At 64.8% G+C, this 25366-nt stretch carries 28 protein-coding genes and 1 pseudogene; 18 read left to right on the top strand and 11 right to left on the bottom strand.

The window, feature by feature from the left end:
* Positions 1-19: 19 nt before the first annotated feature.
* From arsC to FHW83_RS10840, 4 genes and pseudogenes are all read left to right on the top strand, one after another.
* A pseudogene (gene arsC / locus FHW83_RS10825) lies at positions 20-364 on the top strand (arsenate reductase (glutaredoxin)); the annotation flags it as partial.
* Positions 365-369: 5 nt separating this feature from the next.
* Positions 370-1068 (top strand): DUF6445 family protein, encoded by a 699-nt coding sequence (locus FHW83_RS10830; protein ID WP_176646366.1) that lies wholly within the window; start codon positions 370-372, stop codon positions 1066-1068.
* Positions 1069-1126: 58 nt separating this feature from the next.
* Positions 1127-1939: a hypothetical protein gene (locus FHW83_RS10835; RefSeq protein WP_176646367.1), complete on the top strand. Its 813-nt coding sequence runs from the start codon at positions 1127-1129 to the stop codon at positions 1937-1939.
* The gene (locus tag FHW83_RS10840; RefSeq protein ID WP_176646368.1) at positions 1870-2184 is read left to right on the top strand and encodes a helix-turn-helix transcriptional regulator; all 315 of its coding nucleotides are present in this window, start codon (positions 1870-1872) and stop codon (positions 2182-2184) included. The genes FHW83_RS10835 and FHW83_RS10840 overlap by 70 nt, the downstream gene beginning before the upstream one ends.
* A 99-nt stretch (positions 2185-2283) precedes the next feature.
* Here the strand turns inward: FHW83_RS10840 and ispB are convergent, their stop codons facing one another.
* Entirely contained in the window at positions 2284-3261 is a 978-nt protein-coding gene (ispB, locus tag FHW83_RS10845; protein WP_308936746.1) for an octaprenyl diphosphate synthase, read from the bottom strand.
* Between the two features lie 217 nt (positions 3262-3478).
* On the opposite strand from ispB, the gene rplU reads away from it, so the two are divergent.
* The 4 genes from rplU to proB all read left to right on the top strand — a co-directional run bounded on the left by rplU (position 3479) and on the right by proB (position 6583).
* Entirely contained in the window at positions 3479-3790 is a 312-nt protein-coding gene (rplU, locus tag FHW83_RS10850) for a 50S ribosomal protein L21 (protein ID WP_092278707.1), read from the top strand.
* A 37-nt stretch (positions 3791-3827) separates the two neighbouring features.
* Positions 3828-4088, top strand: coding sequence for a 50S ribosomal protein L27 (gene rpmA / locus FHW83_RS10855; protein ID WP_176646369.1), 261 nt, complete (start codon positions 3828-3830; stop codon positions 4086-4088).
* A 101-nt stretch (positions 4089-4189) separates the two neighbouring features.
* Positions 4190-5299 (top strand): GTPase ObgE, encoded by a 1110-nt coding sequence (gene obgE, locus FHW83_RS10860; RefSeq protein WP_176646370.1) that lies wholly within the window; start codon positions 4190-4192, stop codon positions 5297-5299.
* Positions 5300-5464: 165 nt separating this feature from the next.
* A complete protein-coding gene (gene proB / locus FHW83_RS10865; RefSeq protein ID WP_176646371.1) occupies positions 5465-6583 on the top strand; it encodes a glutamate 5-kinase in 1119 nt (372 codons plus the stop codon).
* Here proB and nth read toward each other — a convergent pair.
* Genes nth through FHW83_RS10885 form a run of 4 tightly spaced genes read right to left on the bottom strand, consistent with a single transcriptional unit; the run spans position 6580 to position 10093 of the window.
* Positions 6580-7227 carry an endonuclease III gene (gene nth, locus FHW83_RS10870; RefSeq protein ID WP_176646372.1) on the bottom strand — a complete coding sequence of 216 codons (648 nt, stop codon included), beginning with the start codon at positions 7225-7227 and terminating at the stop codon, positions 6580-6582. The genes proB and nth overlap by 4 nt on opposite strands.
* Complete coding sequence (gene rsxB / locus FHW83_RS10875) at positions 7224-7898, bottom strand: electron transport complex subunit RsxB (RefSeq protein ID WP_176646373.1); 675 nt, start codon at positions 7896-7898, stop codon at positions 7224-7226. Before rsxB ends, nth begins: the two co-directional genes overlap by 4 nt.
* A 28-nt stretch (positions 7899-7926) precedes the next feature.
* Positions 7927-9690 carry a chloride channel protein gene (locus FHW83_RS10880; RefSeq protein ID WP_176646374.1) on the bottom strand — a complete coding sequence of 588 codons (1764 nt, stop codon included), beginning with the start codon at positions 9688-9690 and terminating at the stop codon, positions 7927-7929.
* On the bottom strand, positions 9683-10093 hold the full coding sequence (locus tag FHW83_RS10885) for a MarR family winged helix-turn-helix transcriptional regulator (RefSeq protein WP_176646375.1): 411 nt from the start codon (positions 10091-10093) through the stop codon (positions 9683-9685). The genes FHW83_RS10880 and FHW83_RS10885 overlap by 8 nt, the downstream gene beginning before the upstream one ends.
* Before the next feature lie 105 nt (positions 10094-10198).
* Between FHW83_RS10885 and FHW83_RS10890 the strand changes: the two genes are divergently transcribed.
* The gene (locus tag FHW83_RS10890; protein ID WP_176646376.1) at positions 10199-10903 is read left to right on the top strand and encodes a PEP-CTERM sorting domain-containing protein; all 705 of its coding nucleotides are present in this window, start codon (positions 10199-10201) and stop codon (positions 10901-10903) included.
* On the opposite strand, the gene FHW83_RS10895 is transcribed toward FHW83_RS10890, so the two are convergent.
* The 3 genes from FHW83_RS10895 to fdxA form a co-directional block, all read right to left on the bottom strand.
* Positions 10887-12122 carry a polyhydroxyalkanoate depolymerase gene (locus FHW83_RS10895; protein ID WP_176646377.1) on the bottom strand — a complete coding sequence of 412 codons (1236 nt, stop codon included), beginning with the start codon at positions 12120-12122 and terminating at the stop codon, positions 10887-10889. The two genes, FHW83_RS10890 and FHW83_RS10895, sit on opposite strands and share 17 nt — an antisense overlap.
* A gap of 220 nt (positions 12123-12342) precedes the next feature.
* On the bottom strand, positions 12343-13410 hold the full coding sequence (locus FHW83_RS10900; RefSeq protein ID WP_176646378.1) for an NAD(P)/FAD-dependent oxidoreductase: 1068 nt from the start codon (positions 13408-13410) through the stop codon (positions 12343-12345).
* Positions 13411-13504: 94 nt separating this feature from the next.
* Positions 13505-13828 carry a ferredoxin FdxA gene (gene fdxA, locus FHW83_RS10905; protein ID WP_176646379.1) on the bottom strand — a complete coding sequence of 108 codons (324 nt, stop codon included), beginning with the start codon at positions 13826-13828 and terminating at the stop codon, positions 13505-13507.
* 220 nt (positions 13829-14048) lie between these two features.
* Here fdxA and FHW83_RS10910 point away from each other — a divergent pair, with 220 nt between their 5' ends.
* Both FHW83_RS10910 and FHW83_RS30480 read left to right on the top strand, forming a co-directional pair.
* Positions 14049-14327: a polyhydroxyalkanoic acid system family protein gene (locus tag FHW83_RS10910; protein ID WP_176646380.1), complete on the top strand. Its 279-nt coding sequence runs from the start codon at positions 14049-14051 to the stop codon at positions 14325-14327.
* 115 nt (positions 14328-14442) lie between these two features.
* Positions 14443-15222, top strand: coding sequence for an FxDxF family PEP-CTERM protein (locus FHW83_RS30480; protein WP_218106245.1), 780 nt, complete (start codon positions 14443-14445; stop codon positions 15220-15222).
* 27 nt (positions 15223-15249) lie between these two features.
* Here FHW83_RS30480 and FHW83_RS10920 read toward each other — a convergent pair whose 3' ends face one another.
* Positions 15250-15501 carry an acyl-CoA-binding protein gene (locus FHW83_RS10920; protein ID WP_176646381.1) on the bottom strand — a complete coding sequence of 84 codons (252 nt, stop codon included), beginning with the start codon at positions 15499-15501 and terminating at the stop codon, positions 15250-15252.
* A 157-nt stretch (positions 15502-15658) separates the two neighbouring features.
* Complete coding sequence (locus FHW83_RS10925) at positions 15659-15964, bottom strand: HU family DNA-binding protein (RefSeq protein ID WP_343730338.1); 306 nt, start codon at positions 15962-15964, stop codon at positions 15659-15661.
* Between the two features lie 187 nt (positions 15965-16151).
* On the opposite strand from FHW83_RS10925, the gene FHW83_RS10930 reads away from it, so the two are divergent.
* Positions 16152-16916: an anti-sigma factor gene (locus tag FHW83_RS10930; protein WP_176646382.1), complete on the top strand. Its 765-nt coding sequence runs from the start codon at positions 16152-16154 to the stop codon at positions 16914-16916.
* A 101-nt stretch (positions 16917-17017) separates the two neighbouring features.
* Here FHW83_RS10930 and FHW83_RS10935 read toward each other — a convergent pair whose 3' ends face one another.
* A complete protein-coding gene (locus FHW83_RS10935; RefSeq protein ID WP_176646383.1) occupies positions 17018-17374 on the bottom strand; it encodes an FKBP-type peptidyl-prolyl cis-trans isomerase in 357 nt (118 codons plus the stop codon).
* A gap of 96 nt (positions 17375-17470) precedes the next feature.
* Between FHW83_RS10935 and FHW83_RS10940 the strand changes: the two genes are divergently transcribed.
* The 6 genes from FHW83_RS10940 to FHW83_RS10965 all read left to right on the top strand — a co-directional run bounded on the left by FHW83_RS10940 (position 17471) and on the right by FHW83_RS10965 (position 25247).
* Positions 17471-18433 (top strand): cytochrome D1 domain-containing protein, encoded by a 963-nt coding sequence (locus FHW83_RS10940; protein WP_176646384.1) that lies wholly within the window; start codon positions 17471-17473, stop codon positions 18431-18433.
* Entirely contained in the window at positions 18433-19197 is a 765-nt protein-coding gene (locus tag FHW83_RS10945; RefSeq protein ID WP_176646385.1) for a polysaccharide deacetylase family protein, read from the top strand. Before FHW83_RS10940 ends, FHW83_RS10945 begins: the two co-directional genes overlap by 1 nt.
* A complete protein-coding gene (locus FHW83_RS10950) occupies positions 19194-20174 on the top strand; it encodes a sterol desaturase family protein (RefSeq protein WP_176646386.1) in 981 nt (326 codons plus the stop codon). Before FHW83_RS10945 ends, FHW83_RS10950 begins: the two co-directional genes overlap by 4 nt.
* The gene (locus FHW83_RS10955; RefSeq protein WP_176646387.1) at positions 20174-20986 is read left to right on the top strand and encodes an EI24 domain-containing protein; all 813 of its coding nucleotides are present in this window, start codon (positions 20174-20176) and stop codon (positions 20984-20986) included. The genes FHW83_RS10950 and FHW83_RS10955 overlap by 1 nt, the downstream gene beginning before the upstream one ends.
* Positions 20987-20988: 2 nt before the next feature.
* Positions 20989-21774: a molybdopterin-binding protein gene (locus tag FHW83_RS10960; protein WP_176646388.1), complete on the top strand. Its 786-nt coding sequence runs from the start codon at positions 20989-20991 to the stop codon at positions 21772-21774.
* A gap of 341 nt (positions 21775-22115) precedes the next feature.
* Positions 22116-25247, top strand: a complete 3132-nt coding sequence (locus FHW83_RS10965; RefSeq protein ID WP_176646601.1) for a transglycosylase domain-containing protein — start codon at positions 22116-22118, stop codon at positions 25245-25247.
* Positions 25248-25366: the final 119 nt, after the last annotated feature.

Consider the following 25366-nt stretch of genomic DNA (forward strand, 5'->3'; position numbering starts at 1 on the left):
TGAGCACAAAGGCAGCATCATGAGCGTCATCATCTATCACAACCCCGTCTGCGGCACCTCGCGTAAAACGCTCGAGGCGATCCGCGCCACCGGCGTGGAGCCGGTGGTCATCGAATACCTCAAGACCCCGCCCACGCGCGCCAAGCTGCAGGAGCTGATCGCCAAGGCCGGCCTGACGGTGCGCCAGGCCATGCGCAACAAGGGCGACCTGTACGTGGAGCTGAACCTGGCCGACGAGTCGCTGTCGGACGACGCGCTGCTCGACGCGATGATGGCGCATCCGGCGCTGATCGAGCGTCCGCTGGTGGTGACGCCCAAGGGCGTGCGCCTGTGCCGGCCGTCGGAGCTGGTGCGGGAAATCCTCTGACCATGTTGAATCCGCGTCCGGCGATACAGGCGGCGGTCATCGAGGACGGCCGCTACTGCCTGGTGGTGGATGACTTCCTGACCGAGCCGCGCAAGATGGTGGAGCGGGCGGTGGCGCGGCGCGCGGCCTTCATGGCGGCGCCGGTCAACTGCTATCCCGGTATCGAGCAGCCCATGGACGCGGAGTTCGATCTGGCGATGGCGGCATTCTTCGACGCGCACATCGCGCCGGCGTTTGGCGCCGTGCGCGCGCTGGGCCTCGCCACCCGCATGTCCATCGTCACCTTGAAGCCGGAAGAACTGATGCCGCAGCAGCGCATCTGCCACCGCGACGCGCGCGAATGTGCGCCGGGCGAGGGCGCGGTGGCGTCGGTGCTGTACCTGTTCGGGGATGAGCGCATGGGCGGCACCAGCTTCTATCGTCCGCGCCTTCATCCGCTGGAAATCGACCACCTGCTGCACCAGGCGCGCCACATGGACAACGACGCCTTCAGCCAGGTGATCGGCGCGCCGCCACGGTACTACAACGGCGACGCGCGCTACTTTGAAAAACTGGGCACCGTGCCGGCGCGCTGGAACCGCGCCATCTTCTACGACGCCACCATCTTCCACAGCGGCCAGGTCGACGCGCCGGAGCTGCTGAGCGCCGATCCGGCGACGGGCCGCCTCACCATCAACGCCTTCATCCGCTGCCGCCGCTGACGTTGTGAAAACGTCACAATAAGTTGACATTCGGACATGTCGCAGCCATCATCGATTGATGATACTGGAGCGACTAATCGACGATATTTATAGCGCGGCCACGCAAGTCGGCGGCATGCGGGCGGCCATGCGCGCCGTCGGCAAGGCGGTCGGGGCGGATTCGTCGTTCTTGTTCTCGTCGCATTCGCCGGACTCGCCGGACGCCATCCTGCTGGGCGTGGACATGGCGCAAGAACAGGTCGACCGGTTTTCCGGCCACTGGTGCCGGGAGGACATCTGGGCCATCGAAGCGGGGCGGCGACAGCTGATGCGGCGCGGCACCGTGATCATCGGCACCGAGTTGGTGTCCGAGCGCGAGCAATTCTCCAGCCGCTTCCACAACGAGTTTGGCATCGGGGCCGGCATGCACCGCATGCTGGGCAGCGTGATTGCCGACGGCGCCGGCCACGGCGGCCTGCCGTTCACCAACCTGTGCTGGTATCGGGGCGCGGGCGAGGCCGACTTCAATCCGGACGAGAAGCGGCTGTTGTGCCAAGTGCTGCCGCACCTGGAGCGGCTGCTGTCGATCCAGTTCGCGCTGCAGGCGCGCCGTTGCGGCGGTGCGGCGCTGATGCTGAAGCGTGATGGCACCGTGCTGCATCACGACCCGCAAGCGGGGCCGATGCGCATCGTCGGGGGCAAGCTGGTGCAGTTGGGCGAGGACAGCAGCCCATCGGTTGCCGACGCGCTGCGGATGGCCGCCAGTGGCGGGCGGTCGACATCCTGTTCCGCGAGCGCGGCGGCCACCGCCTGCGGCGGGCCGTGCTGTCGCCGTGCACGCCGGATCAGCCGGGCTACTTTGGCGCCGGCGCCACGCCGGCCTTCGCGCTGACGTTGTACAGCCCGCCGGAGTCCGGTCCGGAGAGCGAACGGGCGCTGACGCGGCTCTACCATCTCACCGAGGCCGAGGCCCGCGTCGCGGTGGCGCTGGTCAACGGCGCCGCGCCGGCGGACATCGCGCGGCGGCACCAGGTGGCGATCAGCACCGTGCGCAGCCAGATCCGCGCCGTGTTCGACAAATGCGGCGTCAGCAAACACGTCGACCTGGTGCAAACGCTGGCCGCGCTGCGCTATTAAAAATCCGGGGTCAGGTCCTCCATTTCTACACGAGCCCTGCAGTAGGCGCGCCTACTGCAGGGCTCGTGTAGAAATGGAGGACCTGACCCCGGATGGGGGTTAGTGGTTGCGGTGGACCGAGAAGTGGGCCAGCTGCAGCAGCGACTCTTTGTAGACGCTGTCCGGCAGGTCGGCGATCGCGTCCGAGGCGCGCTTGGCGGCGATCACGGCCTGCTCGCGCGTGTAGTCCAGCGCGCCGCTGCTGGTGATGGCGGCCAGGATGGTGTCGAAGTGCTGCTCGTCGCCATTCTCGATGCACGAACGCACCAGCTCGCGCTGCGCGGCGCTGCCATTCTCCATCAGGTAGATCAGCGGCAGGGTCGGCTTGCCCTCGCGCAGGTCGTCGCCGACGTTCTTGCCGATCTCGCTGGCGTCGCCGGCGTAGTCGAGCACGTCGTCGATCAGCTGGAACGCGGTGCCCAGCGAGCGGCCGTACTCGCCGGCCGAGGCGATCTGCGCGTCGGTGGCGCCGGCCACCAGCGCGCCCAGCTCGGCCGCCGCCTCGAACAGCTTGGCGGTCTTGGAACGGATCACTTGCAGGTAGCGCTCCTGCGTCACGTCCGGATCGTGCATGTTCAGCAGCTGCAGCACCTCGCCCTCGGCGATCACGTTGGTGGCGTCGGACAGGATCTGCATCACGCGCATGTTGTCCAGGCCGACCATCATCTGGAACGCCCGCGAATACAGGAAGTCACCCACCAGCACCGACGCGGCGTTACCAAACAGCGCGTTGGCGGTGGCGCGCCCGCGGCGCAGCGACGATTCGTCCACCACGTCGTCGTGCAGCAGGGTGGCGGTGTGGATGAATTCCACCACGGCGGCCAGCTCGTGGTGCGCCACGCCCCGGTAGGAATAGGCGTTGGCCACCAGCAGCACCAGCACCGGGCGGATGCGCTTGCCGCCCGCGCTGATGATGTATTCGGCAATCTGGTTGACGAGGGGGACCTCGGAATGCAGGCGTTGGCGGATCACCGAATTGACCGCGTCCATATCGGCGGCAATGGTTTGGATGATGTTGTTTTGGGTGGCGGCAGACAAGACGAACCTGTGCAGTTAGACTATTGGTGGCAGGATTATACGCCATGCCCCCGGCCGCCGGGGCGGGCCCCCCGATTGCGACCGGGCAAAATTGTTTGACATACCACGCCGTCCGCCATTTGTGAATAGTTTTTGACGCAAATTCCTATCCTGTGTATAATCTGCGGTTCTCCGGTTTCCCGGGGAATTTTCTTAACATTTGAAGAGGTTTCAAATCATGTACGCGGTCATAAAAACCGGCGGCAAACAATACAAAGTTGCCGCAGGCGAAAAACTCAAAGTAGAACAGATACCGGCAGACATTGGTTCCGAAATCACCATTGACCAAGTCCTCGCCGTTGGCGCGGGCGACAGCATCAAGTTCGGTGCTCCGCTGGTTGAAGGTGCCAAGGTTCTGGTCACCGTTGTGTCCCACGGCCGTCACGAAAAAGTGACGATCTTCAAGATGCGTCGTCGTAAGCACTATCAGAAGCGTCAGGGTCACCGTCAGAACTACACCGAAATCCAAGTGGTATCGATCAACGCTTAATCGCGTATCGACACTTTTTTAGTCAAGGAGCTTTAGCATGGCACACAAAAAAGGCGGCGGCACTACGCGAAATGGTCGTGACTCAGAATCAAAACGCCTGGGCGTTAAGGTTTACGGCGGCCAAACCATCAATGCGGGCGGCATCATCGTTCGTCAACGCGGCACCCCGGTGCGCGCCGGCGAAGGTGTAGGCACCGGCAAAGACCACACCCTGTTCGCCCTGGTGGACGGCGTGGTCAAGTTCGTCAAAAAAGGTGAAGGCTCGAAGCAGTTCGTCACCGTAGTAGCAGCAGCGTAATTTACGCTCCGGCCTCCCGCGAGGCCGTTTGTAAGGCGCAAGCCTTCAATCGAAAGGCTCTGCCCATCCGGTGGAGCCTTTTAGTTTTATGGCGGTACATCATGAAGTTTATCGACGAAGCAAAAATTGAAGTGATCGGTGGTGACGGCGGCAATGGCTGCTCGTCGTTTTGCCGTGAGAAATTCCGCCCGTTTGGCGGCCCTGACGGCGGCGACGGCGGCAAGGGTGGCTCGATCTGGGCCGTGGCGGACCGTAACATCAATACCTTGGTCGATTTCCGCTTCTCCAAGGTGCACCGCGCCGGCAACGGCGAAGCCGGCCGTGGCGCCGACTGCTATGGCCGCGGCGCCGACGACGTCCACCTGCGCATGCCGCTGGGCACGCTGATCATCGACGACACCACCGGCGAGATCCTGGCCGACCTGAGCGAGCACGGTCAGCTGGAGCTGCTGGCCAAGGGCGGCGAGGGCGGCTGGGGCAACATCCACTTCAAGACCTCGACCAACCGCGCGCCGCGCCAGAAGACGCCGGGCAAGGAAGGCGAGCACCGCACGCTGCGCCTGGAGCTGAAGGTGCTGGCCGACGTCGGCCTGCTGGGCATGCCGAACGCCGGCAAGTCGACCTTCATCACGGCCGTGTCGAACGCGCGCCCGAAGATCGCCGATTATCCGTTCACCACCCTGCACCCCAACCTGGGCGTGGTGCGCGTGTCGCACGAGAAGAGCTTCGTGATCGCCGACATTCCGGGCCTGATCGAGGGTGCGGCCGAAGGCGCCGGCCTGGGGCACCAGTTCCTGCGCCACCTGTCGCGCACCGGCCTGCTGCTGCACATCGTCGACCTGGCGCCGTTCGAGGCCACCGTCGATCCGGTCAAGGAGGCCAAGGCGCTGGTCAATGAGCTGAAGAAGTACGACGAAGCGCTGGTCGACAAGCCGCGCTGGCTGGTGCTGAACAAGGTTGACATGATTCCGGCGGAAGAACGCGCCAAGAAGGTGAAGGACTTCGTCAAGAAATTCGGCTTCAAGGGCCCGGTGTTCGAGATCTCGGCGCTGAGCCACGAAGGCACGCAGGAGCTGGTCAACGCGATCCAGAAGCATCTGGAGGAAACCCGCCGCACCGAGCAGCGCGCGGAGGAAACGCACATGGTCGAAGACGCGCGCGGCATCTCGTCGATCGATCCGGACGATCCACGCTTCAAAATCCTCGACTAATACACCGCATCACCGGCATAATCTGTTATCAGCTGATTATGCCTTTCCCATTCGGCGCCGCTCCCGTATCACGGGGCCGGCGACTGTCCGCGGCAAAGCAGGGCAATCCGCCCGCCAAAATACAGCACCTTTTTCCTCGCTTGTTTTGAGAATGTCGTCGCACCCATGAATTCCGTCATACAAAAAGCTACACGCATCATCATCAAGGTCGGCTCGTCGCTGGTCACCAATGATGGACGCGGTCTCGATCACGCCGCCATCGCGCGCTGGGCCGCGCAGATCGCCGGCCTGCGCGCCTTGGGCAAGCAGGTTGTGCTGGTGTCCTCCGGCGCGATCGCCGAGGGCATGCTGCGCCTCGGCTTTGAGCGGCGCCCCACCGACATCCACGAATTGCAGGCCTGCGCCGCCGTCGGCCAGATGGGCCTCGCGCAGATTTACGAAACCAGCTTCCGCGCGCACCAACTGGGCACGGCGCAGGTGCTGCTCACGCACGCCGACCTGGCGGACCGCGAACGCTATCTGAACGCGCGCTCCACGCTGACCACCTTGCTGCGCCTGGGCGTGGTCCCGATCATCAACGAGAACGACACCGTGGTCACCGACGAGATCAAGTTCGGCGACAACGACACGCTGGGCGCTCTGGTCGCCAACCTGATCGAAGCCGACGCGCTGATCATCCTCACCGACCAGCAAGGCCTGTACAGCGCCGATCCGCGCAAGGATCCGTCGGCGGTGCTGATCCAGCATGGCCGCGCCGGCGATCCGGCGCTGGAGGCGATGGCCGGCGGCGCCGGCAGCAGCCTGGGTCGCGGCGGCATGCTGACCAAGATCCTGGCCGCCAAGCGCGCGGCCAAGTCGGGCGCGCACACGGTGATCGCGTATGGCCGCGAGAACGAGGTGCTGGCGCGGCTGGCCGGCGGTGAAGCCATCGGCACCGAGCTGGCCGCGCAAACCGGCCACCTGACGGCGCGCAAGCAGTGGATGGCCGATCACCTGCACACGGCAGGTCAAGTGGTGCTGGACGCGGGCGCGGTGCAGAAGCTGACCGGCGAAGGCAAGTCGCTGCTGCCGATCGGCGTGGTGGAAGTGAAGGGCGAGTTCGGACGCGGCGCGGTCATCACCTGCGTCAACGCGGACGGCGTGGTGGTGGCGCGCGGCCTGTCCAACTACACCAGCGCCGAAACGCGCCGCATCATGCGCAAGCCGTCCAGCGAAATCGAATCCATCCTCGGCTTCGTCGAAGGCAAGGAACTGATTCACCGCGATAATCTGGTGCTGGTTTAAACGCTGGTTGGCGCCGGGGTTTTGGCGCGGTAGTCGCACAGGTCGATTTGCATGCAGTTCCAGCATTCCGGCTTGCGCGCCTTGCAGGTGTAGCGGCCGTGCAGGATCAGCCAGTGGTGGGCGTCGTGCAGGAATTCCTTCGGCACGAATTTCAGCAGCTTCTGCTCGACGATGTCGACGTTCTTCCCCGGCGCCAGGCCGGTGCGGTTGGAGACGCGGAAGATGTGGGTGTCCACCGCCATCGTCGGCTGGCCGAACGCGGTGTTCAGCACCACGTTGGCGGTCTTGCGGCCCACGCCAGGCAGTTCTTCCAGCGATTCGCGGTCTTCCGGCACGATGCCGCCGTGCTTCTCCACCAGGATCCTGCAGGTGGCGATGACGTTCTTGGCCTTGGTCTTGTACAGGCCAATGGTCTGGATGTAGGTCTTCAATTCCTCCTCACCCATGTCCAGTATCGCCTGCGGCGTGTTCGCCACCGGGTACAGCTTGCGCGTGGCCTTGTTCACGCCGACGTCGGTCGCTTGGGCCGACAGCAGCACGGCGATCAGCAGTTCAAACGGCGTGGTGTACTCAAGTTCGGTGACGGGTTTTGGATTGGCGGCGCGGAAGCGCACAAACATTTCGTAGCGTTTGGCTGCGTTCATTGACTCTCTTGTTCCTTTTTGATCCGCGCGCGTTCCATGGCGGCGGCGATGATGGCGCGTTTGCGTTCCTTCTCGGCCGCCGCGGCGTCGTCGGCCGGATCGAGCGCCTGCACGGCGGCCATCTTGGCCTCGGCCTTGGCGGCCAGGCGGGCGTCGTTCTCCTGCTTGTCGCGCTTGAGGCGCATGGCGCGGAAGTCGTGGCGCTCGCGCGCGGCGTCGGCGTCGGTCTGCGACCACGCGGCCCAGCCGGTGGTCTCGGTGACCGGGTACATGACGATGCAATCGACCGGGCAGGGCGCCACGCACAGGTCGCAGCCGGTGCACAGCGACGGCACCACGGTGTGCATCAACTTGGCGGCGCCGGCGATGGCGTCCACCGGGCACGCCTGGATGCACAGGGTGCAGCCGATGCACAGCGTTTCGTCGATGTAGGCCACGGCGCGCGGGCGTTCCAGCCCGTTCACGGGATTCAGCGGAATGACCTTGTGGCCGGTGACTGCCGACAGCCGCGCGATGCCCTCGGCGCCGCCTGGCGGGCACTGGTTGATCTCGGCCGCGCCGGCCGCTATCGCTTCCGCGTAGGGACGGCAGCCGTCATAGCCGCACTTGGTGCATTGCGTCTGCGGCAGCGCGTCTTCGATGCGGTCGGCGAGGGTAGGGTGGTCGGGCACGGCGAACGGATATCAGGCAAAAACGCCATTATCCAATATCTGCGCGCGCCTTACGTAAAAACCTCACCCGGCGCACGGTTTGCCGTTCCAGCTCTTCCGCGTGCAGCCCCAGCGCGGGCTTCATCAAGTCGCGGTGGCTGACGATGCCGACCAGCCGGCGCGACCGCATGTCCGCCACCACCGGCAGCCGTCCGACGTTGTGCACGGCCAGCCGCGTGGCCAGCGTGCGGCAGGTTTCATCGGCCAGCGCGACGATCGGCACGTTCACGCCAAACAGCTCGCCCACGCGCACCGCGTCCGGCTTGCTGGCGATGCCGTGGCGGTCCAGCATGCCGACCAGCGCGCCGTCGCGCACCACCGGATAGGCGCGGTGGCGCGGATGAGCGTGGAAGTGAGTGTGCACTACGTCGGCGATCAGCGCGTCGGCGTCAATGCTCTCGACGGCGCTGGTCATCACCTCGGCCACGCTGTGGCGCTCCATCGGGTCGATGCCGTACTCGCGGTAGATGTGGTGGCCGCGGCGCGCGATCTTCTCGGTCAGGATGGAGCGGTGCATGGTGATGACGGTGAAGGCGTAGGCCACGGTGGCGGTGGCCAGCACCGGCAGCAGGGCGTTGACGTCGTGCGTGAGTTCGAACGCGAACACCACCGCCATCACCGGCGCGCGCATCATGCCGCCCAGCGTGGCCGCCATGAACACCAGCGGCCACACCGCCGGCTCGCCGCCCGGCAGATAGGGGCCGAGCAGCGCGCCCAGGCCCGCGCCCAGCATCAGCAAGGGCGCCAGCACGCCGCCCGAGGTGCCCGAGCCCAGCGCCAGCAGCCAGATCACGGCCTTGGCCACCAGCAGGCTGACGATGGCCGCCGCCGTCATGTGGTTGTTGAGCAGGTCGGCGATGACGTCGTAGCCCACGCCCAGCGCGCGCGGCTGGAAGTAGCCGCCGACGCCGACCGCCAGGCCGCCGATGGCGGGCCACCACATCCAGTGCAGCGGCAGCTTGTGGAACGCGTCCTCCACCCGGTACAGGGAGGTCGACAGCAGCCACGCCAGCGCGCCGCACAGCAGGCCGGCGATCAGGCAGGATAGCAGCGCCGACGGCGGCAGCACGGCGGTGTGCAGCGGGAACAGCGGCCCGCTTTCGATCAGCAGCGGACGCAGGAAGCCGGCCACCGCGCACGCCACCGCCACCGGCGCCAGGCTGCGCGGCCGCAGCTCGAACAGCAGCAGCTCGACCGCCAACAGCACGGCCGCGATCGGCGTGCCGAACACGGCGGTCATGCCGGCCACCGCGCCGGCCACCAGCAGCGCCTTGCGCTCGGCCGCGCTCAGGTGGAAGTGCTGGGCGATCAGCGAGCCGACCGCGCCGCCGGTCATGATGATCGGGCCCTCGGCGCCAAACGGCCCGCCGCTGCCGATGGCGATGCCGGACGCCAGCGGCTTGAGCACCGCCACCTTGGGCGACATGGTGGATTTCTTGAACAGGATGGCCTCGATCGCTTCCGGGATGCCGTGGCCGCGGATCGCCTCCGAGCCGTAGCGGGCGATCAGGCCGATGATCAGGCCGCCGATCACCGGCACCGCGATCACCCACGCGCCCAGCGTGTGGGTGGCCGGCGAGGTGAACGCGGTGGAGAATTTCTGGAAGAAGAACAGGTTGGTGAAGAAGCGGATCGCGTGCAGCAGCAGGTCGGCGGTGACGTTGCTGAGCGCGCCCACCACGGCGGCGATGCTGGCGATCAGCAGGAGCCTGGCTTGGCCGTCGAAATCGCGGCGGCTATCGTATTTATTCATGACGGATGCGGGGAATGGTAAAGATGCCTTCCAGCGACAGCAGCTCGACGCGGTGCTGTTCCGCCAGTTGGGCCAGGATGGTCTCGCCTTTGCGCAGCAGGTGCACCTCCACGCGGCGGCGGTCGATGGCGCTGTTGCGGCGCTCGACCAATCCCATCGCCTCGCAGCGCGTGATCAGCGCCACCGTGCCATGGTGCTTGGCTTGCAGGCGCTCGGCCAGCTCGCTCACCGTGGCCCAGTCGCGCTCCGGATAGCCCTTGATGTGCAGCAGCAGCAGGTATTGCAGCGGGGTGATGCCTTGCGCTTGCACCACGTCTTCGGAAAAGCGTTCGAAGCGGCGCATCTGGTAGCGGAACTCGGACAGCGCGGCGAAATCCGATTTGCTGAGGGTGGAAGAGGTCATGCCGAAATATATCACAACATGATGTATCCGCGCACGATTGAAACTTCGGTTGATTATTGCTGAGCATTATTTATGCTGAGCTTTCACCGTTAAAAAGGAGGCATCATGAAGGTTTTGACATCTTTAGTCCTGGTGTGCGGCATGGGGGCGGCGCAGGCGGCCAATTACGTGACGCTGAGCGGCGCCAACGTCGATTTCTTTGTCGATGCGGATTATTTCGACGTGTCCGGGGCCACCGTCACCGGCAACGCCATCAGCTTCGCCTTCACGGCGCCGGAGTACACGCTGAACGTGGCCGGCAACCTGCCGGGCGGGCGCAGCGAGGGCACCCTGTTCAGCGACCGCGGCAAGTTGTTGTACGTGGTGGCGCACGACGGCTACAGCGTGCTGCCGCGCTTCAGGGCCAACGCCGACGCCTGGTACGACTCGACCGCCGAGACCGGGCGCGCCACCGCCAGCATCAACACCTATGCCTTCCGCAGCACCTACAGCAACGGCGAATTCAGCAGTTCGCCGGATTCCAATGGCTTCCAGTTCTTGCAGCTGAACCGGACCGGAATCGCCGACGGCGAGGCGCAGGCGTTCAGCGGCTACGGCGATGGTTATCGCGTGCCGGTGGGGGCGTTGGGGCTGGATTTGAACCTGTCGGCGCAGGTGGTGCAGGAGGGGGTGTCCAGCACCACGCTGTCGATCCGCCAGCTGGGCTACAGCTTCACGGTGGCGGCGGTGCCGGAACCCGAGGCGTGGCTGATGGTGCTGGCCGGCCTCGGGGTGATGGGCTGGGCCTTGCGGCTCAACCGTGCTTCTTGATGAACTCGGTGATCTTCGGGCACACCATCTCGCGCCAGCGGCGGCCCGAGAAGATGCCGTAGTGGCCGGCGCCCGGCGCGACGAAGTCTTGCTGCATGTCGGCCGGGATGCCGGTGCACAGATCGTGCGCGGCCTGGGTCTGGCCGGCGCCGGAGATGTCGTCCAGCTCGCCCTCGACGGTGAACAGGGCCACGGTCTTGATGTCCTGCGGGCGCACCAGCTTGCCGCCGACCAGCCATTCGCCCTTCGGCAGCGCGAAGTCCTGGAACACGGTCTTGATGGTGTCCAGGTAGTATTCGGCCGGCATGTCCAGCACAGCGTTGTATTCGTCGTAGAACTTGCGGTGCGACTCGGCGGTTTCCTCGTCGCCCTCCACCAGGTGGTTGTAGAAGTCGCGGTGGCTTTGCGCGTGGCGGCCCGGGTTCATGGCGATGAAGCCGGCGTGCTGCAGGAAGCCCGGGTAGACCTTGCGGCCGAAGCCCGGATAGTTCGGCGGCACCGAGTAGATCACGGTGTTCTCGAACCACGAGAACTTCTTCTCGGTGGCGAGGTTGTTGACGGCGGTCGGCGAGCGGCGCGGATCGATCGGACCGCCCATCATGGTCATGGTCCTGGGCAGCTTGGGATCGTTTTCAGACGCCATCAGCGAAATCGCCGCCAGCACTGGCACGGTCGGCTGGCACACCGAGATCACGTGCACGTCCGGGCCCAGCAGGCGGATGAATTCCTGCACGTAGAAGACGTAGTCGTCCAGGTGGAACGCGCCCTCCGACACCGGCACCATGCGGGCGTCGGTCCAGTCGGTGATGTAGACGTCGTGGTCGACCACCAGGCCGCGCACGGTGTCGCGCAGCAGCGTCGAGTGGTGGCCGGACAGCGGCGCCACCAGCAGCACGGTCGGTTGCTTCAGCGCCTTGAACTTCTTGTCGTCCAGGTCCTTCTTGAAGTGGATCAGGCGGCAGAACGGCTTGTTGACCGTCACCTGCTCGATGATGCCCACCGTTTCGCCCTTGATTTCGGTGCTGTCGATTTCAAACGCCGGTTTTTCGTAATCCTTGCCCAACCGGTACATCAGCTCGTAGCCGGCGGCGATGCGCTGCGAGAACGGCGTGTGCGCGAACGGCGACACCGGATTGGTGAACAGCTTGGAGGACGCATCCGCCCACTGCATCAGTGGCGTGAGGAGCGAACGCTGCATTTCATGGAGTTGGTAGAGCATAAGGCAGTCCCGAGTGGTGAGCGTGGTGCGATGCACCAATAGCTGACATCATAAGCCAATTTAAAAGCGCTGTGTTCGTAACGTAAAGCATTTGCTCGTTCTTGTCAGCAAGGCTACGTGGAATCCACAGGCAATCTTGCAAGAAAGGATAATACCGCTTCGGGAATAAAAAAAGCAGCCGGACGGCTGCTTTTGTGTAGGACAGTTGCCCGTCGTGTACTCAATCGAACACAGGGGTCTCCACGCCCAGCACCTTGTGCAGCTTCGGCGAGGTGGTGGTGTACTGCATGTGGATCTTCTTGTCCGGGAAGATGTACGGCGCGGCGCCGAAGGCGGCCAGCGCGGCCTCGTGGAAGCCCGACAGGATCAGCTTTTTCTTGCCCGGGTAGGTGTTGATGTCGCCCACGGCGAAGATGCCCGGCACGTTGGTCTCGAACTTTTCGGTGTTCTGCACCTTCAGCTGGCGGCGCTCGATGTCCAGGCCCCACTCGGCGATCGGGCCCAGCTTCGGCGACAGGCCGTAGAACACCAGCAGCATGTCCAGCGGCACGCGGCGGGTCACGCCGTCGGCGGCGGTCACCTTCAGGTGCTCCAGCTTGCCGTCGGCCGAGGTCTCGAAGCCGGTGGCGGTGCCGATCAGCAGCTGCATCTCGTAGTCGTCGCACAGCGCCTTCATCTTGGCCACCGAGGCCGGCGCGGCGCGGAAGTCCTCGCGACGGTGCAGCAGCACCACCGACTCGGCCTTGCCGACGAAGTTCAGCGCCCAGTCCAGCGCGGAGTCGCCGCCGCCGCAGATGACCAGGTTCTTGCCTTCGAAGATGGCGGGGTCCTTGACCTTGTAGTGCAGCTGGGTGCCCTCGAACACCTCGATGCCGTCCACCTTCAGGGTGCGGGCCTGGAACGAGCCGACGCCGGCGGCGATGAAGATGGTCTTGGTCAGGAACTTGGTGCCCAGCGTGGTCTCGACGTCGAAGCGGCCGTCGTCGCGGCGCTCGACCTTGGTCACTTCCTGGCCCAGGTGGAAGGTCGGCTCGAACGGCTCGATCTGCTTGAGCAGGTTGTCGGTCAGTTCCTGGCCGGTGCACGACGGCACGGCCGGGATGTCGTAGATCGGCTTGTCGGGATACAGTTCCACGCACTGTCCACCCACCGCGTTCAGCGAATCGATCACGTGGGCTTTGATTTCCAGCAGGCCGAGTTCGAAGACCTGGAACAGGCCGACCGGGCCGGCGCCGATGATGACGGCATCCGCTTCGATGACGCCGGTAGGGGTGACAGTGGTATTCATGCTTAGTTTCCTGTGTATTCAATAATGGTGAGGCCGCGCGATGCCAGCGCGCGCGGGGCGGCGCGGCGGCTGCGGCCTGGCCAGACGTGGCGTCTTAGCGGACCAGCAGGTGCAGCTTTTCCTTGACGTCCTTGAACTGTTCCGCTTCACCCAGCGCAGGGATAGTCTTGGTGATCGAAGGCCATTTGCGGGCCAGCTCGACGTTGAGCTTGATGAATTGTTGTTGATCGCCTGGGACATCCTCTTCGGCGTAGATCGCGTTGACCGGGCACTCGGCCACGCACACGGCGCAGTCGATGCACTCGTCCGGATCGATGGCGAGGAAGTTCGGGCCTTGGCGGAAACAATCTACCGGGCAAACATCGACGCAGTCCGTGTAACGGCAGGCGATGCAAGATTCGGTGACAACGTGGGTCATAACAGTCCTATCAATGTTGGTGTGCAGCGGCGTCGGCGGCGGGGAAGTGCCTGGCTAACCTCGGCAAAGCACTGTATTTTAAGGTAATTCGCTCTTTCTCACAAATTGCGCTTATATACAATACATATAAGCAAATTCATTCGAGCCCCGCACAGACTGGCGTCGCGGGGGCGCAACTGGCATCATTGCGCCTTTGTTTATTCAGAGCAGGGGGATCCGCATGGCGGACATCAACATCGTCCAGGCCCACGGCCTGGCGCCGGAGCAGGCCCGCGCGGCCGCCCAACAAGTGGCCGACAAGCTGGCCGAACAATTCGAACTGGCCTGCCGCTGGGATGGCGACGTGCTGCGCTTCGAGCGCAGCGGCGTCAACGGCGCGCTGACCCTGCTGCCCAACCAGGCGCAGCTGCGGATCGCGCTGGGCTTCCCGATGAGCATGATGGCGGCCATGGTGGAGGCCAAGGTCAGCGAGAAGATGCGCAAGGTGTTTGTTGCTTAAAATTAATAATAGTTGTTATTAGAAAAATTCAATTGCAATAAGGAATGGCCTCGGTATAATGGCCGGCTATCGATGCATTTTTTCTAATCACGTTTTGACTATTAAGGACACGCCCATGCGCGCCATGCTTGCCATCTCCGCCGTTGCCGCCGCCGCCATCGCCGCCCCGGCCTCCGCCGCGGTGATCGACCTGACCACGCTGAACCGTGCCGGCAGCGCGCAGATCGTCGATGGCCAGCTGCAGCTGACGCAGGCGACCGACGTGTCGCATCCCTCGGGCGTGGCCGGCGCCGGTTGGCTGACGCAGGCGATCTCGACCAGCCAGTCGTTCAGCACCACCTTCTCGTTCTCGCTCAAGGGCAATGACAGCGGCAAGATGGCGGACGGCATCGCGCTGGCGTTCCAGAACATCGGCAGCGCGGCCCTGGGCGTGGGCGGCGGCGATGTCGGCTACTGGAATCTGGGCGGCAAGGGAGCCACGGCGGTCGGTTCGGTGATCCTGTCGTGGAACCGGAATGACTATGGCCTCAGCACCAACGGCGTGGTGCAGGGTTTGAAGGACGCGCCGTTCAGCCTGGGCGCCTCGAACGATGTGAGCGGCACCCAGACCGTCAGCTACAACGCCACGACCCATGAGCTGACCATGACCGGCACCTTCCTCGACAACAGCACCCACACCTCGTACGCGGTCAGCGATGCCAAGGTTGTCAACCTGAGCGACAAGTTCGGCGGCACCATGTACGTCGGCTTCACCGGCGGCACCGGCGGCACCGACGCCGACCAGCGCATCACATCGTTCAGCCTGATCAGCGCGGTCCCGGAACCGGAGACCTACGCCATGCTGCTTGCGGGCCTGGGTCTGGTTGGTTTCGCCTCCCGCCGCAAGGCAAAATGAACAAAGGCCCGCGAGGGCCTTTTTTTATCACTTCAATTCTTCGATCAGGTCGATGTACAGCTGCTTGGCCTCGTCCTGGCTCTTGCCTTTCAGCTCGGCCCACGCGTCGTACTTGGCGCGGCCGACGAAGTCGGTCATGCCCGGACGCTCGCCGCTGACGTCGCCGCTGGAGGCCTGCTTGAACAGCGCGTAGATCTTCAGCAGGGTCATGTTGTCCGGACGTTCCGGCAGGTTCTTCGAGTCCGCCTGCGCCTGGTCAAACTGTTCTTGCAAACTCATACCGCTCTCCTTGTTCTGTGATGGGGACGCGCCATCATAACCGTAGCGCGCTAGAGGGCGGGCTCCAAAACAAAACGGCGGCCATGCCGGGTGTGAACCCGCATGTGCCGCCGTCTCCCGGTGCCCTCGCGGGCACGCGGTTAAAACACCGGAAGAATTACTTCTTCTTCGTCGGGTTGACAGCCGATTTCAGGGTGGCGCCAGCCGAGAATTTCGGGGTTTTCGACGCTGCGATCTTGATCGCTTCGCCGGTTGCGGGATTGCGGCCTTTGCGTGCAGCGCGCTTGGCTACGGAGAAGGTGCCGAAGCCGGTGATGCCTACCGAGTCGCCCTTTTTCAGACGCTCGGTGATGATGGCGATCAGGGTGTTCACTGCGCCGTTGGCGGCAGCAGCGGACAGCTCGGTGCGTTTCGCAAATTCTGCAATCAGTTCGCCTTTTTTCATTACTACCTCCTTGGTTATTGGAGCGCGCAGATTAGCATAAATATTGTCAAATGTAATGGTTTCTCTACGAAGCGCGCCTTATATTTACTGTCTCGCTGCGCTGCAGCGCAAATAAGGCCTTGTATTTAAAGGGCTTACGCGTTTTCAGTAAATCCGCGGCGGGCGAAAAAAAGGTTTATGATGGATTGCGTAGAGGACGGGAACCATGAGCTTTTCAGACGAAACACTGATGGCATATGCCGATGGCGAACTCGACGAGGCGACGCGTCTCGAGGTCGAGGCCGCCATGCGTCTGGACCGCGGCCTGGCGCACCGGGTGGCGCGCTTGCGCGCGGCGCGCGATGAGGATGTTTATCTGAACCGGCAAAATCGCGCCGGCCATGGCGCCAATGTGGTGCAGCTGGCGGCCGTGCGGGCGCAGCGCTTGGCCACGCAGCAGGCCGCGCGCAAGGCGGCGCGCCGGCACTGGGGCTGGCTGGAGTGGAGCGCGCTGGCGCTGGTGATGGTGTTGGGGCTGGCGGCCGGCAAGTTCGGGCTGGCGCGCTGGCAGCCCAACTGGCTGGGCGAGCCGGCGTCGGCGCCGACCGAGGTGGCCAACCGCAATGGCCTGCTGCTGGCGCAGGGACGGCTGGCGGCGGCGCTCAGCCAGCAGCTGGGCGGCGCCGCGCCGTCCGAGGGCGACGTGCGGGTCGGCCTGAGCTTTTTATCCAACGAGGGCACGTACTGCCGCAGCTTCACGCTGGTGGGCGGGACGCAGGATCTGTTGGGGATCGCCTGCCGCGCCAACGAGGAGTGGCGCATACCGGTGCTGGTGCAGAACGCGCGGCCGTTGCCCGCGATGGGCAATTACCGGATGGCGGGGACCGAGATGCCGACGGCGCTGCTGGAGGCGATCGACCAGCGCATCGTCGGCGGCATGCTCGACACGCGAGCGGAATTGGAGGCGCTGCGCAGGAACTGGCAGCGCTAGCCTGCTGCGCCGGCGCCGGCGGATGGTTCGCCGCCGCGGCCCATTCTGAGCGCGCTGCGCCGCCGGCGTTCTATGGATTCCGGCTTTCGCCGGAATGATGGTTAGACCGCCAGCAGTTCGACGTCGAAGATCAGGGTGGCGTTGGGCGGAATCACGCCGCCGGCGCCGCGCGAGCCGTAGCCCAGGTCGGACGGGATGATCAGCTGGCGGGTGCCGCCCACTTTCATGCCTTGCACGCCTTCGTCCCAGCCACGGATCACCATGCCGGCGCCCAGCGCGAATTCAAACGGATCGTTGCGGTCCTTGCTCGAATCGAATTTCGGGCCCTTGCTGCCGTCGTCGTTTTGCAGCCAGCCGGTGTAGTGCACGGTGACGTTCTGGCCGGCCTTGGCTTCGGCGCCTTCGCCCACGGCCAGTTCGATATACTGCAGGCCCGATGGGGTGGTGATGGTGGACATGATGATTCCTTCTATTCGTTAAACACAGGCCCGAATTGTAGCAGGGGCACAGGTTTGCACGTAGAATAAGGTTTTACCCCTTAAGCGATGTTCTTCATGCTCCGTAGTTTCCGTCGTATCGTCCTTTCCTGCGTTGTGCTGGCTGTGCCGGTCGCGCAGGCGAATGTGGTGGTGGTCCTGAATTCGCGCGACGCCACCGTGCAGCTGCTGGACCAGGCGACGTACAAGGACTTGTCCACCCTCCCGGTCGGCAAGGAGCCGCACCACCTGATGGCCACGCCGGACAACAAGTCGCTGATCGTCGCCAGCTCGGTGGGCAATGAGCTGATCTTCCTCGACCCGAAAACCGGCCAGCCGCAGCGCACCGTCAAGAACATCCTCGACCCTTACCAGATCGGCTTTTCGCCGGACCAGAAGTGGTTTGTCTCGAACTCGCTGCGGCTCGACCGCGTCGATCTGTACAAATACGACGGCGCCAACATGACGCTGGCCAAGCGCATCCCGCTGCCCAAGCTGCCCAGCCACATGGCCTTCAACGCCGCCAGCAACATGGTGTTCATCACCCAGCAGGGCAGCGACGAGGTCAGCGCCATCGACCTGAACACGCAAACCCTGAAGTGGACCATCCCGGTCGGCAAGCTGCCGGCGGGGATCGCCATGACGCCGGACGACAAGTATCTGTTGGTCGGCATCATGGGCAGCGATTACGTCGAGGTGATCGACTGGAAGGCGCAGAAGACCGTCAAGCGCATCAAGACCGGCATGGGCGCGCACAACTTCCGCTCGGCCGGCGACGGGCGCTACACCTATGTGTCCAACCGGGTTTCCAATTCGATTAACATCATCGACCAGAAAACATTGGAAAACGTCGGCCAGATCAACGTGCCAGGCGGCCCCGACTGCATGGAGGTGACGGACGATGGCAAGACCATGTGGGTCACGCTGCGCTGGATCAAGAAGGTGGCGGTGATCGACCTCAAGGCGCGCAAGGTGGTCAAGACCATCCCGGTGGGACGCTCGCCGCACGGCGTGTTCCTCTTTAACTCCGCCCAGCGCTGATGAAAGCCGCCGCCGCCCTGACCTTGTTGGCGCTGGCGGCCGGCGCCGTGTCCGCCGCCGGGCCGTCGTCGTGCAAGGGCACCATCTACCTGACCTTCGACACCGGCAGCCAGTCGCAGGCCGAGCTCATCGCCGATACGCTGAAGCGCCACCAGATCAAGGCCACCTTCTTCCTGGCCAACGAGAAGACCGTGCGCGGCGACTACTCGCTCGACCCCTCGTGGGCGGCCTACTGGAAGGTGCGCGTGGCGGAGGGCCACGCCATCGGCGCGCACACCTTCGACCACGTGGTGTACGCCAGGGATGGCGCCGACGGCACGGTGGTGGTCAAGCCCGGTTTTGGCGACCACGCCGGCAGGCAGATCAGCCTGACATCGAAACAATACTGCGAACAAATCCGGCGGGTCGACCAGCGCTTCGTCGAACTGACCGGCAAGCACCTCGACCCGCTGTGGCGCGCGCCGGCCGGGCGCACCTCGCCGCGCCTGCTGGAGATGGGCAAGGCCTGCGGCTACGCGCACGCGGGCTGGTCGCCGGCCGGCTTCTCCGGCGACGAGCTGTCCAGCGCCGCCTATCCCAACGAGGTGCTGCTGAAGAAGATGCTGCGCGACCTGCGCGGCGGCGACATCGTGCTGATCCACATGGGCATCTGGTCGCGCAAGGACGCGTGGGCGCCGGCCAACCTGGAGCCGCTGATCAGCGGGCTTGAACAGAAAAACATGTGCTTCGCCACCTTGCGCGAGCACCCGGACTACAAAAAATGATCGACACCCTTTCCGACTGGCTGGGCCTGGCCCAGGGCTGGCTGTTTGAAACCGTGGTCCAGCCGCTGGTGTTCCAGCTCGGCTTTGGCGAATTCGTGGAAGATGCGTTTGAAGGCACGGAATGGCTGCTGATCGGCGTGCTGGAGCTGGCGCTGCTGTTCCTGGTGCTGCGTCCGCTGGAGGCCCTGATCCCTGCGCAGCGCATCACCGACCCGCGCGCGCGCTGGAACGACTTCCTGTACACCGTGCTGCACCGCGTGGGCATTTTCCCGGTGCTGATCTTCTTCACCCTCGATCCGCTGCTGGACAGCGTGGCCGCCGCATTGCGCTTTGACGGCTTCCATCCGTTCAATCTCGAATCGCTGTGGCCAGGCATCGGCCCGCTGGCGGCGTTCTTCGTCTACTTCGTGGTGCTGGATTTCTTCGATTACTGGTATCACCGCGCCTCGCACCAGTTCAACTGGTGGTGGGCGCTGCACGGCCTGCACCACAGCCAGCAGAACATGAACCTGTGGAGCGACAACCGCAACCACCTGCTGGATGACCTGCTGCGCGACATCTACATGGGCGTGATCGCGCTGGGCATCGGCGTCGAGCCGGCGCAGTACGTGCTGCTGGTGTCGGTGTCGCGCATCCTGCAAAGCCTGCAGCACGCCAACGTGCGGGTGCACTTCGGCTGGCTGGGCGAGCGCCTGCTGGTGTCGCCGCGCTACCATCGCATGCACCACGCCATCGGCGCTGGCCACGAAAACCGCGATGGCAAGCTGGGCGGCTGCAATTTCGCCGTGCTGCTGCCGGTGTGGGATATCCTGTTCCGCACGGCGAACTTCACGCCGGAATTCGCCGCCACGGGTATCCGCGACCAGTTGCCGGGCGCGGACGGCGCGCCCGGCCGCCAGTACGGGCGCGGCTTCTGGGCGCAGCAATGGCTGGGCTTGAAACGCTTGGTGGAATATGCACGCAAGGAGGTGGTCTGATGGTGGGTGTATTGCGCGCGTGGAGTCGCGCTTTCCTGTCGCAATGGCACGGCAAGATGCTGTTGATGAGTATCGCGCCGTTCCTGCTGGCGCTGGGCGTCTGGGCGGTGCTGCTGTATTTCTACCTGCAGCCGCTGGTCGACGGGCTGCACGCGCTGTTCTCCGAACACAATCTGTTCGCCACCAGCACCAGCTGGCTGCGCAGCGTCGGCCTCGGCACGCTGACGGCGGTGGTGGTGCCGCTGATCGCCATGCTGGGCCTGCTGCCGCTGATGATACTGACCGCGCTGATCTTCATCGGCGTGGTGGCGATGCCGGTGATCGGCCGCCACGTCGGCCTGCGTCATTTTCCGCAACTGGAGCAGCGCAAGGGCGGCTCCATCCTCGGCAGCGTCGGCGTGGCGCTGGGCGGCATGCTGATCTTCATGGGCCTGTGGATCCTGACGCTGCCGCTGTACGTCTTCCCGCCGCTGGCGGTGCTGGTGCAGGCGCTGCTGTGGGGCTGGCTGACCACGCGCGTGATGGTGTACGACACGCTGGCCGACTACGCCAGCGGCGAGGAGCGGCGCCAGATCCTGCGCGAGCACCGCTGGCGCCTGCTGATCATCGGCGTGGTCTCGGGCGCTGCCGGCGCGCTGCCGGGCGCGATCTGGCTGGGCGGGGTGACGGCGGTGGTGCTGTTCCCGTTCCTGGCGGCGGTGTCGATCTGGCTGTACGTGCTGGTATTTATCTTCACCGGCCTGTGGTTCGCGTACTATTGCATGGAGGCGCTGGCGCAGTTGCGCGCGCAAGAAGTCATTTCCAAGGAGTAGGCATGGCAATCGGACTCATCATTATTGGCGACGAAATCCTCTCCGGCCGCCGCGTCGACCAGCACTTCCCCAAGGTGGTGCAAATGCTGGCCGCGCGCGGCCTGCAGCTGGGCTGGGCCGAGATCCTGCCGGACGACCCGCAGCGCATCACCGCCACCCTCAGGCGCACTTTCGCCAGCGACGACATCGTGTTCTGCTGCGGCGGCATCGGCGCCACGCCGGACGACCACACGCGCCAGGCCGCGGCCGACGCGCTGGGCCTGCCGCTGGTGCTGCACGAGCAGGGCAAGCGCAACATCCAGCAGCGCATCGTGCAAATGGCGCAGGAGGCGGGCCAGACCGCCGACCTGAATTCGGCCGAGAACCTGCACCGCCTGAAGATGGCCGAGTTCGCGGAGGGCGCGGCGCTGATCCCCAACCCGTACAACAACATCGCCGGCTTCGCGCTGCACAAGCACTACTTCGTGCCCGGCTTCCCGGTGATGGCGTGGCCGATGCTGGAATGGGTGCTGGACCATCACTACGCCGACCTGTTCAACCGCGAGCCGCGCATGGAGCAGTCGGTGCTGGTGTACGAGGCCGCCGAGTCGGCGCTGACGCCGCTGATGGTGGCGATCGAACAGCAGTACCCGCGCGTCAAAGTGTTCAGCCTGCCCAGCGTGGGTGATGCCAACACGCGCCGCCACATCGAGCTGGGCGTGAAGGGCGAGCCGGTGCAGACCGCCACCGCCTTCATCCAATTGTGCGACGAGCTGCGCAAGCTAAATGTAGAGTTCAGCAACATATAGTGCGCGCGGTAATCCCCCAAGTCCGGCGGCGTTCCACCTTACGGTAGAACGCCGTTGTTTTTTTGCGAAAAAAGAACGGCGCGATAAAATTATTGTGCGTTCGCTCCGGTTGGCGGCGCTGTGATGTGGTGCAATGGAAGCTAGTAAGTTCTACTGAAACATCGACCGGTCTGAATCATATGTTAAGCAATCGTCGTTTCCGCCGGCCCCGTCTCGTTGTCCGCGCAGTGCGCAAATTGCGTGCAGGCGCGGCGGCATTTGGTTCCCGCCGCAAGCGCCATCTCAGCGTGGTGCCGCCTCCTACCCCCGAACAAAACGAAGCCCATCTGGCGCAGGCGCAGATGGACCCGCCGTTGCCGCCGGACGACGGCGGCACGCCGAGAAAAAGCAAGCGCTCGCGCAACGCCTTCCTGCTGGTGCTGCTGATCGGCGTGTCGTTCGCCGCCTACTGGGGCTATCGTGAAACGCTGACCTCGTCCATGCAGGCGCGCGTGTTCAGCGACCTGGCCAGCAAGATGACCTACAAGGTGGAGCCGGGGCCGAGCAAGTCGATCCGCTTCCCGCATGACAGCCCGTATGACGAGCGGCTCGGCTACGCCAGCCTGCCGGATTATCTGGGCAAGCTGCGCGCGCGCGATTATCAGGTGGCGGCGCAGGCGCGCATCTCGCCCAAGATGGCCGAGCTGGCCGACATGGGGGTGTTCGCCACCTACCGCGAGAAGACCAAGACCGGCCTGACGATCCTCGATTGCCGCGCGCAGGAATTGTTCGCCGCCAGCTACCCGGAGCGCGTCTACGCCAGGTTCGAGCAGGCGCCGATGGCGCTGGTCAACAGCCTGCTGTTCATCGAGAACCGCGAGCTGCTCGATAACACCTATCCGAAGCGCAATCCGGCCGTGGAGTGGGACCGGCTGGGCAAGGCGGTGCTGGAGAAAAGCGTGAGCGCCGTGGCCGGCGGCCACCGCGCGGCCGGCGGCAGCACGCTGGCCACGCAGATCGAGAAGTATCGCCATTCGCCGGAAGGCCGCACCGGCTCGATGACCGACAAGCTGCAGCAAATGGTGTCGGCCAGCCTGCGTTCCTATCAGGATGGCCCGGACACCACCAAGGCGCGCCGCCGCATCGTGCTGGAATACCTGAACACGGTGCCGCTGTCGGCCAAGCCCGGCTACGGCGAGGTGAACGGCATCGGCGACGGCATGTGGGTGTGGTACGGCCGCCAGTTCGATGACGTCAACAAGCGCCTCACTGGCAAGCTGGACAACCCGGATGCCGAGACCGCGCTGATCTTCAAGGAAGCGCTGAGCCTGATGATCGCGCAGCGCCGTCCCAGCTACTACCTGGGCGACGGCGCGGCCGATCTGGAAGTGCTGGCCAACAGCCATCTGCGCATCCTGGCCAACGACGGCGCCATCACGCCGGCCATGCGCGACATGGCCCTGAAGCAGGTGCTGCATCCGGCCACCGGCAACGGCCTGCAGTCGGCGCCGCCGCAGACCTTCGTCAGCCGCAAGGCCACCAACGCCATCCGCAACCACCTGGCCAACCTGCTGGGCGACAACCGCATGTACAACCTGGACCGCCTGGACCTGAGCGTGGTCAGCACGCTGGATGCGCAGGCGCAGTTCGCCGTCACGCAGGTGCTGCAAGACCTGCACGATCCGGAAAAGGCCGCCGCGGCGGGCCTGACCGGCAAGGGCATGCTGGGCAATGGCGATCCGTCCAAGGTGGTGTACAGCTTCACCTTGCTGGAGAAGGGCGAGCAGAACAACCTGCTGCGCCTGCAGACCGACAACTACGACCAGCCGCTCGACATCAACGAGGGCGCCAAGCTCGACCTCGGCTCGACCGCCAAGCTGCGCACGCTGATCACCTATCTCGACATCATCGACCAGCTGCACAAGAAATACAGCGGCATGGACGCGGCGGCGCTGGCGCAGGTCAAGGTCGATCCGCAGGACCGGCTGTCGCAGTGGGCGATCGAGTATTTCAAGGCGCTGCCGGTCGATCCGGACAAGCGGGCGCTGACGCCGATGCTGAACGCCGCCATGGAGCGCAAGTATTCCGGCAATCCGGGCGAGGGCTTCTTCACCGGCGGCGGCCTGCATTACTTCGGCAACTTCTCCAAGGAAGACAACGGCAAGATCCTGACCGTGACCGAAGCGCTGCGCCGCTCCACCAACCTGGTGTTCGTGCGCCTGATGCGCGACGTGGCCAAGTTCTACATGTTCCAATCGCCGGGCTCGTCCGCCTCGCTGCTGGCCGACGCCGACGATCCGCGCCGCGCCGGCTACCTGGCGCGCTTTGCCGACAAGGAAGGCAAGGAGTTCATGGTGCGCTTCTATGCCAAGTACAAGGGTAAGCCGAAGGAGGAGTTCGACAAGATCCTGCTGGCGAACATCCGCAGCACGCCGGTGCGGCTGGCGGTGATCCACCGCACGCTGTATCCGAAGGCCACGCTGGAGCAGTTCTCGGCCTTCCTGAAGGACAATCTGCCGTCGCAGAACGAGGTGTCGGACGAGCGCGCGGCCAAGCTGTACGAGCAGTACGCGATGGAGAACTGGTCGCTGGCCGACCGCGGCTACCTGGCCAGCGTGCACCCGCTGGAGCTGTGGATGGCGGCCTACCAGCGCGTGCATCCGGGCGCGACGCTGTCGGAAATGATCAGCGCCAGCGAGAAGGAGCGCCAGGAGGTGTATCAGTGGCTGTTCAAGACCCACCGCAAGCACGCGCAGGACAAGCGCATCGCCGGCCTGCTGGAGATGGAAGGCTTCATGGAGATCCACAAGCAGTGGAAGAAGATGGGCTATCCGTTCGACTCGCTGGTGCCGTCGTACGCGACCACGCTGGGCGCCTCGGCCGACCGGCCGGCGGCGCTGGCGGAGATGATGGGCATCATCGTCAACGGCGGCGTGCGCAAGGGTTCGCAGCGCGTGACCTCGCTGCACTTCGCCAAGGGCACGCCGTATGAAACGCTGGTGACCAAGGCGCCGCCGACCACCAACGAGCAGGTGCTGTCGCCGGAAGTGGCGCGCGTGGTGGCCGACGCGATCCGCGGCGTGGTGTCGGACGGCACGGCCAAGCGGGTCAAGGCGGCGTTCGTGGCGGCCGACGGCTCCATCATCCCGGTGGGCGGCAAGACCGGCACCGGCGACCAGCGCTTCGATGTGTATGGCGGTGGCGGCCGGCTGATCGAGTCGCGCTATGTGAACCGCTCGGCCACGTTCGTATTCAACATCGGCGAGCGCTTCTTTGGCTCGATGACGGCCTATGTGCACGGGCCGGAATCCAAGCACTACGACTTCACCAGCGCGCTGCCGGTGCAGCTGCTGGTGGTGCTGGCGCCTAGCCTGATGCCGCTGATCGAGCCGCACGCGGCGCCCAAGCCGGGCGCCACGCCGCCAGTGGTGATGCGCACCGGTGGCGCCGTCCCGGAGGTGGCGAAGCCGCCGCTGAGGGCCTGCGGCGGATAATCGTCGCACCCGCGCAGGCGGGTGCCCATGGGACGCGGGCAACGCGTGGACTCCCGCCTGCGCGGGAGTGACGGTTCCTCTTGCATAGTTGCTGTTTTGTTGGCAATGTGTGAGCCCAT

Origin of the sequence: Duganella sp. SG902 (assembly GCF_013376005.1) — a bacterium.
Classification (GTDB): Bacteria; Pseudomonadota; Gammaproteobacteria; order Burkholderiales; family Burkholderiaceae_D; genus Rugamonas.

Excerpts from the sequence above, each read along its gene's own strand:
- rpmA (WP_176646369.1), top strand. The coding sequence starts at position 3,828 with ATGGCACACAAAAAAGGCGGCGGCACTACGCGAAATGGTCGTGACTCA.
- FHW83_RS10895 (WP_176646377.1), bottom strand. The coding sequence starts at position 12,122 with ATGCTCTACCAACTCCATGAAATGCAGCGTTCGCTCCTCACGCCACTG.
- FHW83_RS10890 (WP_176646376.1), top strand. The coding sequence starts at position 10,199 with ATGAAGGTTTTGACATCTTTAGTCCTGGTGTGCGGCATGGGGGCGGCG.
- proB (WP_176646371.1), top strand. The coding sequence starts at position 5,465 with ATGAATTCCGTCATACAAAAAGCTACACGCATCATCATCAAGGTCGGC.
- FHW83_RS10940 (WP_176646384.1), top strand. The coding sequence starts at position 17,471 with ATGCTCCGTAGTTTCCGTCGTATCGTCCTTTCCTGCGTTGTGCTGGCT.
- fdxA (WP_176646379.1), bottom strand. The coding sequence starts at position 13,828 with ATGACCCACGTTGTCACCGAATCTTGCATCGCCTGCCGTTACACGGAC.
- FHW83_RS10835 (WP_176646367.1), top strand. The coding sequence starts at position 1,127 with ATGATACTGGAGCGACTAATCGACGATATTTATAGCGCGGCCACGCAA.
- FHW83_RS10830 (WP_176646366.1), top strand. The coding sequence starts at position 370 with ATGTTGAATCCGCGTCCGGCGATACAGGCGGCGGTCATCGAGGACGGC.
- FHW83_RS10920 (WP_176646381.1), bottom strand. The coding sequence starts at position 15,501 with ATGAGTTTGCAAGAACAGTTTGACCAGGCGCAGGCGGACTCGAAGAAC.
- FHW83_RS10885 (WP_176646375.1), bottom strand. The coding sequence starts at position 10,093 with ATGACCTCTTCCACCCTCAGCAAATCGGATTTCGCCGCGCTGTCCGAG.
- FHW83_RS10960 (WP_176646388.1), top strand. The coding sequence starts at position 20,989 with ATGGCAATCGGACTCATCATTATTGGCGACGAAATCCTCTCCGGCCGC.
- FHW83_RS10955 (WP_176646387.1), top strand. The coding sequence starts at position 20,174 with ATGGTGGGTGTATTGCGCGCGTGGAGTCGCGCTTTCCTGTCGCAATGG.
- obgE (WP_176646370.1), top strand. The coding sequence starts at position 4,190 with ATGAAGTTTATCGACGAAGCAAAAATTGAAGTGATCGGTGGTGACGGC.
- FHW83_RS10965 (WP_176646601.1), top strand. The coding sequence starts at position 22,116 with ATGGACCCGCCGTTGCCGCCGGACGACGGCGGCACGCCGAGAAAAAGC.
- FHW83_RS10930 (WP_176646382.1), top strand. The coding sequence starts at position 16,152 with ATGAGCTTTTCAGACGAAACACTGATGGCATATGCCGATGGCGAACTC.
- FHW83_RS10935 (WP_176646383.1), bottom strand. The coding sequence starts at position 17,374 with ATGTCCACCATCACCACCCCATCGGGCCTGCAGTATATCGAACTGGCC.
- FHW83_RS10945 (WP_176646385.1), top strand. The coding sequence starts at position 18,433 with ATGAAAGCCGCCGCCGCCCTGACCTTGTTGGCGCTGGCGGCCGGCGCC.
- rplU (WP_092278707.1), top strand. The coding sequence starts at position 3,479 with ATGTACGCGGTCATAAAAACCGGCGGCAAACAATACAAAGTTGCCGCA.
- FHW83_RS10880 (WP_176646374.1), bottom strand. The coding sequence starts at position 9,690 with ATGAATAAATACGATAGCCGCCGCGATTTCGACGGCCAAGCCAGGCTC.
- FHW83_RS10910 (WP_176646380.1), top strand. The coding sequence starts at position 14,049 with ATGGCGGACATCAACATCGTCCAGGCCCACGGCCTGGCGCCGGAGCAG.
- FHW83_RS10950 (WP_176646386.1), top strand. The coding sequence starts at position 19,194 with ATGATCGACACCCTTTCCGACTGGCTGGGCCTGGCCCAGGGCTGGCTG.
- FHW83_RS10900 (WP_176646378.1), bottom strand. The coding sequence starts at position 13,410 with ATGAATACCACTGTCACCCCTACCGGCGTCATCGAAGCGGATGCCGTC.
- FHW83_RS30480 (WP_218106245.1), top strand. The coding sequence starts at position 14,443 with ATGCGCGCCATGCTTGCCATCTCCGCCGTTGCCGCCGCCGCCATCGCC.
- nth (WP_176646372.1), bottom strand. The coding sequence starts at position 7,227 with ATGAACGCAGCCAAACGCTACGAAATGTTTGTGCGCTTCCGCGCCGCC.